The sequence below is a fragment of the Salipiger sp. genome (assembly GCF_059781815.1).
In genome coordinates this window covers 1-10,754 of sequence record NZ_JBYNAH010000184.1, presented here as the reverse complement: position 1 = coordinate 10,754, position 10,754 = coordinate 1, and the positions used below count along the sequence as shown (strand labels likewise).

9 protein-coding genes are annotated in these 10,754 nt (G+C 67.4%); 5 read left to right on the top strand and 4 right to left on the bottom strand.

The features are described from left to right. From AC6RA4_RS18555 to AC6RA4_RS18540, 4 genes are all read right to left on the bottom strand, one after another. Positions 1-640, bottom strand: a 640-nt coding sequence (locus AC6RA4_RS18555; RefSeq protein ID WP_500162891.1) for an NAD(P)(+) transhydrogenase (Re/Si-specific) subunit beta, incomplete at its 3' end; no start/stop codon positions are given. 15 nt (positions 641-655) lie between these two features. After that, positions 656-2,230 carry a Re/Si-specific NAD(P)(+) transhydrogenase subunit alpha gene (locus AC6RA4_RS18550; RefSeq protein ID WP_500162889.1) on the bottom strand — a complete coding sequence of 525 codons (1,575 nt, stop codon included), beginning with the start codon at positions 2,228-2,230 and terminating at the stop codon, positions 656-658. 142 nt (positions 2,231-2,372) lie between these two features. Further along, a complete protein-coding gene (locus AC6RA4_RS18545; protein WP_500162893.1) occupies positions 2,373-2,825 on the bottom strand; it encodes a methyltransferase family protein in 453 nt (150 codons plus the stop codon). Between the two features lie 145 nt (positions 2,826-2,970). Then, positions 2,971-3,918 (bottom strand): MBL fold metallo-hydrolase, encoded by a 948-nt coding sequence (locus AC6RA4_RS18540; protein ID WP_500162887.1) that lies wholly within the window; start codon positions 3,916-3,918, stop codon positions 2,971-2,973. A 129-nt stretch (positions 3,919-4,047) separates the two neighbouring features. Here AC6RA4_RS18540 and AC6RA4_RS18535 point away from each other — a divergent pair, with 129 nt between their 5' ends. The 5 genes from AC6RA4_RS18535 to AC6RA4_RS18515 form a co-directional block, all read left to right on the top strand. Then, positions 4,048-4,794, top strand: a complete 747-nt coding sequence (locus AC6RA4_RS18535; protein ID WP_500162885.1) for an SDR family NAD(P)-dependent oxidoreductase — start codon at positions 4,048-4,050, stop codon at positions 4,792-4,794. After that, positions 4,791-5,984 (top strand): kynureninase, encoded by a 1,194-nt coding sequence (kynU, locus tag AC6RA4_RS18530; RefSeq protein WP_500162884.1) that lies wholly within the window; start codon positions 4,791-4,793, stop codon positions 5,982-5,984. The genes AC6RA4_RS18535 and kynU overlap by 4 nt, the downstream gene beginning before the upstream one ends. A gap of 391 nt (positions 5,985-6,375) precedes the next feature. Next, entirely contained in the window at positions 6,376-6,834 is a 459-nt protein-coding gene (locus AC6RA4_RS18525; RefSeq protein ID WP_500162882.1) for a (2Fe-2S)-binding protein, read from the top strand. A gap of 3 nt (positions 6,835-6,837) precedes the next feature. Beyond that, positions 6,838-9,075: a xanthine dehydrogenase family protein molybdopterin-binding subunit gene (locus AC6RA4_RS18520; protein WP_500162880.1), complete on the top strand. Its 2,238-nt coding sequence runs from the start codon at positions 6,838-6,840 to the stop codon at positions 9,073-9,075. 213 nt (positions 9,076-9,288) lie between these two features. After that, positions 9,289-10,754, top strand: a 1,466-nt coding sequence (locus AC6RA4_RS18515) for a calcium-binding protein (protein WP_500162878.1), incomplete at its 3' end; no start/stop codon positions are given.

Below are 10,754 nucleotides of genomic sequence, written 5' to 3'. Positions count from 1 at the left end.
ACAGCGCGCAGAGCGTCATCAGGAACAGCGGGAAGAAGCCGCCGGTGCCCATGTACCAGAACAGGCAGAGCAGCGAGATCACCGCCGCCGCCGCGTTCAGGATGTGGCCGCCGGGCAGCTTCTTGGCCGCCGAGCTCACCTTGCCGGCCAGCTTGCCATAGGCGATGACCGAGCCGGTGAAGGTGATGGCGCCGATGAACACGCCGAGGAACAGCTCGACCGAGAGGATGCTGAGCTCGACCGGGGCCTTGTGCGCCACCAGCTCCGCGAAGGCGCCATGCGCCTCGGCGGCATTCGGGCCGGTCACGGCCTTCATGGTGAAATGCGCGTTGTAACCCACGAACACCGCTGCGAGACCGACGAGCGAGTGCATCGCCGCGACAAGCTGCGGCATCTCGGTCATCTCGACCTTCTTGGCCACGTAGATGCCGATGATGCCACCGGCCGCGATCAGGAGGATCGAGAGGATCCAGAGGCCCGAGCCGGGCCCGATCAGTGTCGCGAACACCGCCAGCGCCATGCCGACGATGCCGTACCAGACGGCGCGTTTCGCGCTCTCCTGCCCCGAGAGGCCGCCGAGCGAGAGGATGAAGAGGACAGCCGCGACCACATAGGCCGCCGTGGTGAATCCGAATTCCATGTCTCTGGCCTCCCCTTACGACTTCTGGAACATGGCGAGCATGCGCCGTGTGACCATGAAACCGCCGAAGATGTTGATGCCGGCCATGAAGACCGAAACGGCGGCGAGGAGGATCACCAGCCACGAGCCCGAGCCGATCTGCATCAGCGCGCCGAGGATGATGATCGAGGAGATGGCGTTGGTGACGGCCATCAGCGGGGTGTGCAGCGAGTGGCTGACATTCCAGATCACCTGGAAGCCGACGAAGACCGACAGCACGAAGACGATGAAGTGCTGCATGAAGCTCGCGGGCGCCACGAGGCCCACCGCCAGCAGCAGCACGCCGCCGATGCCCAGCAGGGTGACCTGCTGCTTGGTCTGCGCCTTGAACGCCGCCACTTCCGCCGCACGCTTCTCTTCCGGCGTCAGCTCGGGCGCCTTCTCCTTGGGCTTCTGCGCCGCGATCGCCTTGGTTTTCGGCGGCGGCGGCGGCCAGGTCACGTCATGCTTGTGCGCGATGGTCGCGCCGCGGATGACGTCATCCTCCATGTTGTGATTGACCGTGCCGTCCTTCTCGGGCGTCAGGTCGGTCATCATGTGGCGGATGTTGGTGGCGTAGAGGCTCGAGGCCTGGGTCGCCATGCGCGAGGGGAAGTCGGTGTAGCCGACGATGGTCACGCCATTGTCGGTGACGATCTTCTCGTCCTTGACGGTGAGCTTGCAGTTGCCGCCCTTTTCCGCCGCAAGGTCGATGATCACCGAGCCGCGCTTCATCGCCGCGACCATGTCCGGCGTCCAGAGCTCGGGCGCCTCGCGGTTGGGGATCAGCGCCGTGGTGATGACGATGTCCATCTCGGGCGCCAGCTCGCGGAACTTGGCCAGCTGCGCTTCGCGGAATTCCGGCGAAGAAACAGAGGCATAGCCGCCGGAGCTCGCACCGTCCGCCTGTTCTTCCTCGAAGTCGAGATAGACGAACTCGGCACCCATTGACTCGACCTGCTCGGCCACTTCCGGGCGCACGTCGAAGGCATAGGTGATGGCGCCCAGCGAGGTCGCGGTGCCGATGGCGGCAAGGCCGGCCACACCGGCGCCGACGATCAGCACCTTGGCGGGCGGCACCTTGCCGGCGGCGGTCACCTGGCCGGTGAAGAAGCGGCCGAAATTGTTGCCCGCCTCGATCACCGCGCGGTAGCCCGCGATATTGGCCATCGAGCTCAGCGCGTCCATCTTCTGGGCGCGGCTGATGCGCGGCACCATGTCCATGGCGATGACGCTGGCGCCCTTGTCGGCCGCCTCTTTCATCAGCGCTTCGTTCTGGGCCGGCCAGAAGAACGAGATCAGCGTCTTGTCGGCGCTCAGGCGACCGACTTCCTCGTCGCTCGGCGGCTGCACCTTGGCAATGATGTCGGCCTGCGACCAGAGCGCGTCCGGCCCGTCGACGACGGTGACACCGGCCTCTTCATAGGCGGCGTCAGCAAAGCCTGCCTTCACGCCGGCACCGGTCTCGATGACACATTCGTAGCCGAGCTTCTGCAGCTGCAGTGCCGACTCCGGCGTCATCGCGACCCGGTTTTCTCCTGCCGCCAATTCCTTTGGCGTTCCGATCTTCACGTCTGTGACCCCCCTTGGTTCCTGAGGTATTCCGTTCTGGTACTCTATTACGTTGCGGCACATACCATATGGCACCGGGTCTACCGTGCAGACCCGCCGCTCACAATGTCGTCGCGCCGGTTAATCACATTCAGCCACGAATTTAAAGCCACCTTCTCGTTTGTTGCGAGTACTTGACGTAACGCGCAACAAACTTTCGCTGCAAGCGCATCTCTTCTTTCTCGATGAAGCGCTTTTCCACAACCCATACAAAGATCGGAAGCAGCACCAGCGACAGCACCGCATCGAGAGCGAGGATCATCCCGAGCAGGATCATCACATCGCCCACGTAGATCGGGTTCCGCGTCAGCTTGAAGACACCGCCGGTGACCAGCTGCGCCGCCTCCTCGTGCGGCATGAAACTGGTCCGGCTGCGCCGCAGTTCCATCACGGCCAGCAGCGCCAGAAGGATCCCGCCTCCGACCAGCAGCCCGCCCAGCAGATCGGCCCAGACCGGGCCGAAGCTCAGCCCCATCGGGTGGTTACGCGCCTGCCAGTAGGCCACGCATAGGAAAGCCAGCAGCCAGACCGGCGGAATATCGATCCATTTCCGTATCACGCGCGCTCAAAGCCCTTCTTCTGCACCCCCTGCGCCAAGAGGCGACAAGAGCGACGCCGGGTCAAGGGGCCCGGCGTCGCTCAATCTTGCACATTTGCTGTCTGGCGGTGACCTCGTCAGCGCCGGCCGCCGCCGCGGGGGCTCATTCCCATTCCATCTCCTCGAACACCCGCCCGGCGTTCTTGGTCGCCAATTCCTCGAACGTGTCGAGCTGCGCCCAGTTCGACTGGTCGACATAGAACGCCCCGGCAAGATCGCCGCCCTCGTCGATATGGGTCCGGATCTTTGCGCGCAGATCCTTGAGGTAGTCCGAGGTGTAGCGCGTCACCTGCGCCATGTTGGTCGGGTGCCCGTGACCGGGGATCACATAGGTCGCGCCAAGATCGGTGAACGGCCCGTCGAAGGTCTCGATCCAGCAGCTCGTGCAGGTCTCGGCAAAGATCGGCGGCATGCGCTCGTGGAAGGCAATGTCGCCCGCGATGACGATGCCCCACTGCGGGATCCAGACCTGCACATCGCCCGGATCATGCGCCGGACCGAGGTGCAGCACCTCAAGCGTCACGTCGCCCATCTCCACCGTGTAATTGTCGGAAAAGGACAAGTTGGGCACCGAGATCACCGTGCCTTCGGCCTTGTCCTGGTTGTATCTCTGCATACCCTGCAGGATGAAATCGCCGTCCTTCTCCACCACCTCGATGGCATCCTCATGCGCCAGCACGTCCACGCCGAGCCCCGCCCAGTAGGCATTGCCGAGCACCGCGTGCCCCTGCCCGTTCTCGTTGATCACCAGCTTCACGGGCTGGTCGGTGACCGCCTTGATCTCGTCATGCAGCGCCTGCGCCAGCCGCACCGAGGCGCCCCCGTTGATCACCACCACGCCGTCGCCGGTCACCACAAAGCTCAGGTTGTTATTGTGCCCCGAATTCTCGTAGGTCGGCGGCGCCGTCGCGCCGATGGCGCTCCAGACATGCGGAATGAATTCCACCGGCTTGCTGTAAAGCTCGGACTGCGGATAAAGATCCGCGATATCCTCATGCGCCGTTGCCGTCCCGGCCAGCAGCAGTGCCGCCATCGTCGTCCAAACCCGCATGATCACTCCTCCTCCACATGCACGCCAAACATTCACATGTGTGCATGGGTATGACAAGCGGCAATCCCGCACCTTGCCTGCGACGTGAAACCGCGTCAGGGTCGCGCGACCAAATCGGACGGGGGCAGAATGCTGGAGGGACGACACGCGCTGGTGACCGGCGGCGGCACCGGGATCGGGCTGTCGATCGCGCGTGCGCTGGCCTCTGCCGGCGCCAGCGTGACGATCTGCGGCCGCCGCGTCGACGTGCTCGAGGCCGCAGCCCCCCCGCTGCACCCACAGGTCATGGACGTGACCTCCGAGGCTTCCGTGCGCGACGGCATCGCCGCCGCCAGTGCCGCCCGTGGCCCGGTGCAGATCCTGATCGCCAATGCCGGGCTGGCGCAGCCCGCGCAGTTCCCCGACATCTCGCTCGAGGCGTGGCGCGAGAGCCTCGCCGCCAATCTCGACGGCGCCTTCCTCACCACCCGCGAGGTGCTGCCCGCGATGCTCGGGGCCGGCTGGGGCCGCGTCATCGCCATCTCCTCGATCGCCGGGGTGAAAGGCATGAAGCGCGCAGCGCCTTACGTCGCCGCCAAGCACGGGCTCGTCGGCCTGATGCGCGCCCTCTCCGCCGACCACCTCTCCCAGCCCGTCACCTTCAACGCGCTCTGCCCGGCCTATGTCGAAACCGACATCGTCGAGCAGAACATCGCCCGCGTCATGCAGCGCGAGGGGCTGAGCCGCGACGCGGCCACCGCCCTCGTGCAATCCGCCAACCCCCATGGCCGCCTGATCCCGCCCGAGGACATCGCCCAAGCCGCGCTCTGGCTCTGCGGTCCCGGCTCCGACAGCATCGACGGCCAGGCCATCCAGATTTCCGGAGGAGAATTTTGACCGATTTCGCCTGGACCCGCGACCAGTTCCACATCCCCTTGGGGCTGATCTATCTCGACGGCAACTCGCTGGGCCCGCTGCCCAAGGCGACCCCGGCCCGGCTCGAGCGCATGCTCTCCGAGGAATGGGGCGAGCACCTGATCGGCGGCTGGAACGCCTGCGGCTGGATGGAGATGCCCCGGCGCCTCGGCGACCGACTGGGCCGGCTGATCGGCGCCGCGCCGGGCCAGACCGTGGTCGGCGACACGCTCTCGATCAAGGTCTTCCAGGCCCTCGCGGCGGCGCTGCAGCTGCGCCCCGAGCGCCGGGTGATCCTCTCGGACCGCGGCAATTTCCCCTCCGATCTCTACATGGCCGAGGGGCTCATCCGCCTGCTCGGCGATCGCCACGAACTGCGCCTCGTCGCCCCGCACGAGCTCGAGGACGCGATCACCGACGAGGTCGCGGTACTGCTGGTCACCGAAGTCGATTACCGCACCGGCCGCCGCCACGATGTCGCGGCGCTGACCGCCAAGGCGCATGAGATGGGCGCGCTGGCGATCTGGGATCTCGCCCATTCCGCCGGCGCCCTGCCGGTCGATGTTGCCGCCGGCAAGGCCGATTTCGCCGTCGGCTGCACCTACAAGTACATCAATGCCGGCCCCGGCGCGCCGGCCTTCATCTACATCGCGCCAGAGCACGCCGAGGAGGCCGACCCGGCGCTCGCCGGCTGGCTCGGTCATGCCTCGCCCTTCGCCTTCGAGCAGGGCTACCGCCCCGGCGAGGGCATCGAGCGCATGCGCGTCGGCACCCCGCCGGTGCTGCAGATGGCGGCGCTCGACGCCGCGCTCGACATCTGGGACCGGGTCGACATGGCCAAGCTGCGCAAGCGCTCGCTGGCGCTCACCGGCCTGATGATCGAGGAAGTCGAGACCCACTGCCCCGGCCTGCGCCTCGCCACCCCGCGCGACAACGCCGCCCGCGGCAGTCAGGTCTCGTTCCGCTCCGAGCATGGCTACGCCATCATGCAGGCGCTGATCGATCTCGGCGTGGTGGGCGATTTCCGCGCCCCCGACATCCTGCGCTTCGGCATCACGCCGCTCTATATCGGCGAGGCCGAGATCCACGAAGCGGTCGAGGTGCTGGCCCGCGTGCTGCGCGGCGCGCTCTGGGACCACCCGAAATACCAGCGCCGCAAACGCGTCACCTGACCCTTCCCCTGCGCGGCCCCAAACGCCGCGCAGCCCATCCCGTCCCTCAAGCCCAACCGCAGGCACTGCGCCCCTGTCTTCTCTACGTCCCAAATACTCACCGGCCCTCCCTCACCACCCGCACGCCCCAGGGCAAGCGCGCCGCTCCAGCCCTTCTCTACGTCTCAAATACTCAAACCCCGCCCCAAACCACCCGCACCGCCCCTGCGGCAATAGCGTCACGCCAGCCAAGCCCGCGGAGACGGCGGCCCGACGGGCCGCAAGGCGACATGACCTGCGCGCCGCAGGCGCTCCGCTTCGCAAGCATCGCAGCGTCACGCCCTGCCTGAATTGACGCGCCGCGCAGCTTCCACGACACTGCCCGCGAAAGCACCCGGCAAGGGAGGCCGCGATGCCCACCACGCTCACCGTCAACGGAACCGCGCACGAGGTCGATCTGCCAGGCGAGGTTCCCCTGCTCTGGGTTCTGCGCGACGCGCTGAACCTCACCGGCACCAAGTATGGCTGCGGCGTCGCCGCCTGCGGCGCCTGCACGGTGCAGATCGACGGCGAGGCGGTACGCGCCTGCCAGGTGGCGCTCGGCGATGTCTGGGGCGCGGTCACCACCATCGAGGGGCTGGGCACGCCCGAGGCGCTCTCGAAACTCCAGCAGGCCTGGATCGACCACCAGGTGGCGCAGTGCGGCTATTGCCAGTCGGGCCAGATCATGCAGGCCGCAGCGCTGCTCGCCGAAACCCCGCAGCCCGACGATGCGGCCATCGAGGCCGCCATGGCCGGCAACCTCTGCCGCTGCGGCACCTATCCCCGCATCCGCGCCGCGATCCGTACCGCCGCCGGCATGGAGAGCTGAGCCATGTCGCGTCTCGGCACCCTCGCCCGCCGCAGCTTTCTCTTCGGCTCCGTGGCCATCGCCGGCGGCGTGGCACTCGGGGTCTGGTACCTGCGCAGCCCCGGCACCAACCCGCTGCGCCCCGCGCATGACGAGACCGCGCTCAACCCCTTCGTCCTGATCGACCGCGAGGGCGTCACGCTGATTGCGCCCCGCGCTGAGATGGGACAGGGCACCCAGACCACTTGGGCTGCGCTGATCGCCGAGGAGATGGACCTCGCCTGGGATCAGGTCCGGGTGCTGCACGGGCCGCCTGCGCAGGCCTATTACAACAGCGCCCTGATGGCCGAGAACGCCCCCGGCCCGGCCTATGGCAAGAGCGCCTTCCAGCACGCGGTGGGCGAAGCCATGGGCACGCTGGGCAAGCCGCTGAGGATGCAGGTCACCGGCGGTTCGACCGCGATGAAGGACGGCTTCGAGCGCATGCGCGCCGCCGGCGCCGCCGCCCGCGAGATGCTCAAGGCCGCCGCCGCTGCGCGGCTCGACACCGACCCGGAGCTGCTGACCACGGAAGACGGCGCGGTGATCGGCCCCGGCGGGCAGCGCATTCCCTATCCCGAGCTCGCCTCCGAGGCGCGCTACCACGCTCCCCGAGAGGTGCTGCTGCGCGATCGGTCCGAGTGGAAACTGCTCGGCACCCCGCTGCCGCGGCTCGACATGGTGGCGAAATCCACCGGCACGGCGCAGTACAGCATCGATGTGCGCCCCGAGGGGCTGCGATTTGCCGCGATCCGCATGTCCCCCCGCCGCGCCGGCATGCTGCGCTTCGATGCCGAGGCGGCAGAGACCATGCCCGGCGTCGAGAAAATCGTCGATCTCGGCGACGGCGTCGCCGTCATCGCCACCAACACCTGGCTGGCGCAGCAGGCGGTCGACGCCATCGAGATCGACTGGGCCGCCGCGCCCTATCCCGAGACCACCGACGCCATCCTGGCCGAGATCGAGGCCGCCTTCGAGCGCGCCCCGGACAGCACGCTGCTCGACCGCGGCGACACCGACAGCCTGCCCGACGGCGCCTCCGAGATCACCGCCGAATACCGCGTGCCCTTCCTGGCGCATGCCACCATGGAGCCGCTCAACGCCACCGCCCATATCACCGCCGATGGGCTCGAGCTCTGGTCCGGCAACCAGCTGCCCACCTTCACCCGCAGCGCCTGCGCCGATGCCGCCGGGCTGCCCGAAAGCCGCGTCACGGTGCACACCACGCTGATGGGCGGCGGCTTCGGGCGCCGTGGCGAGCTCGATTTCTCGGTCCTCGCCACCCGCGTCGCCATGGCCCTGCCCGGCACCCCCGTGATGACCACCTGGTCGCGCGAAGAGGACATGGCCCACGATTTCTACCGCCCCGCCGCCATCGCGCGGATGCGCGGTGCGGTGAAGGACGGCCAGGCCCTGCTCTTCGACGCCGCCGTCGCCGGCCCCTCGACCTCACGGCAGGCGCTCGAGCGCTGGATGGGCTTCGCCCCGCCGGGGCCGGACAAGGTCCACGTGGAAGGGCTCTGGAACCAGCCCTATGCGATCCCAAACGCCCGCGCCCGCGGCCATATCGCGCCCGATCTGAAGGTGCCGGTGGGGTTCTGGCGCTCGGTCGGCAACAGCTACAACGGCTTCTTCCACGAGAGTTTCCTCGACGAGATGGCCCACGCCGCCGGCGCCGACCCGCTCGAGTTCCGCCTCGCGCTGGCACGCGAGGCCTGGCGCCCCGCCGCCCGCGTGCTCGAGGCGGTGCGCGAGATGTCCGGCTGGCCCGAGAAACCCGAGGGCACCGGGCGCGGCGTCGCCATGTGCTTCAGCTTCGGCACGCCGGTGGCCTGCGTCATCGAGGTGGCCGAGAGCGACGGCGGCATCCGCATCCCGCGCGCCTGGATGGCGGCGGATGTGGGCGTGGCGCTCGATCCCGGCATCATCGACCAGCAGCTTGTGGGCGGGCTGGTCTACGGGCTTTCGGCGGCGATGATGGGCGAGATCACCTTCACGGACGGCGCGGCCGATCAGGAAAACTTCTACGACTACGACGCCTTGCGCCTGCCGCAGATGCCGAAGGTCGAGACCCGCATCCTCGAGACCCAGCGCTGGATCAGCGGAATCGGAGAGCCCGGCACCCCGCCCGCGGCCCCGGCGCTCGCCAATGCGCTCTTCGACCTCACCGGCACCCGCCATCGCAGCCTGCCCCTGTCGCATTCGGTGCCATTCGCCACCTAAGCCACGGCACCGCCCGGGTGCCACCGGCAAAGCGCCCCGCACGGCGCCGAGCTGCCGCGTGGTAATCCTATGATACATCGGCAAGAAATCTTTTCTCGCCACATTGTCGTCACATTTGCCGCCAAATAAGAAGGCCGACCCGCATGTGCGCGGGCGAGGAGGCAGAGACCCGCGTTCAAGCGGGCCGTTTCGAGTACGAGTGGGGCAGTATTCATGGCGACGTATACGGTCGATTTCTATCTATTCGACCCAACCGGCACCATCCCGACAACGAACGGCCAGACCTTCGTCTGGAACGGCCCTGCGACGCGTCAGGGCACCGCGGTCATCACCGACAACGAAGGTGGAATCGAAGGCCAGACCCTCGATGACAACACAGGCGGCGGCGAGACCGCGACCGCCGATGTCACCACCACCTCCGGCACCTCCACCGGCAGCGCCGTCGAGGCCGAGGACGTCTGGACCGTCCGCGACACGGTCACCGGCGAAACCTTCCAGGTCGTGCTCTTCGAAACCCAGAGCGGCGATGCCGCGGGCAATTACACCCTGTCCGAGCAACCGCTTGTCGCCGGGCGCAGCTACGAAGTCGTGGCCTATGACAGCGACTCCAACGCCGCTGCCGGCGATGCCGCCTTCACCTATGCCGAGTACGAGGACATCACGACCGATGGCGTGATCGACGGCACCAGCGGCGATGACGTCATCGACCTTGCCTTTGTCGATGCGGACGGCGACCAGGTCGACAGCAACAGCCTTGGCAACCACAACAGCATCGTCGCAGGCAATGGCAACGACACCGCCTATGGCGGCATGGGCAGCGACACCATCGACGGTGGCAGCGGCGATGACCTGATCTATGGCGACTACGGCAGCCTCGCCCGTCCGGTCGAGACCATGTCGTGGGAAAATGTCGGTGCCAACAACACCGATGTCTCCGCCGGCTTCACCCAGACCACCGGCGATGTCGACGTCACCTTCTCGTTCGCCAGCGACGGCGACAACGCCCCGATCTTCGAAGTCGACACCGACTTCACCCAGTACCGCGATGCCGGCGAGACCTTCTCGACCACCCACGCGCTGCTGCTCTCCGGGACCGGCGACGGCGCCACCTCGACCACCACGATCGACTTCACCGCCGCCAGCGGTTCTGGCGCCGACGATGCGGTGCAGAACCTCACCTTCCGCATCAACGACATCGACTGGATCGACGCGAACCACCTCGATATCGTCACCGTCAACGCCTACGACGCCGACGGCAACGCGGTCACGGTGACCCTGACGCCGTCTGGCGGCGATACCGTCTCGGGCAACACCGTCACCGCCAATCAGGTCACCGACGATCCCTCCGATTCCGGCGGCTCGGTGCTGGTGCAGATCTCGGGACCGGTCTCTTCGGTCGAGATCATCTATTCGAACGGCCTGTCCGGCCAGCAGGGCATCTGGGTCACCGACCTGCAGTTCGAGGCGATCCCCGGCGACGGCAGCAATGACAGCCTCGTCGGCGGGCTTGGCAACGACACGATCTATGGCGATGCCGGCAACGACACGCTCGACGGCGGCGACGGGGCGGACACGCTCGATGGCGGGTTCGGGGACGATACCGTCGACGGCAAGGATGGCGACGACACCTACTACTTCGGGATCGGCTACGGTCAGGACAGTTTCCAGGAGGATGGCGG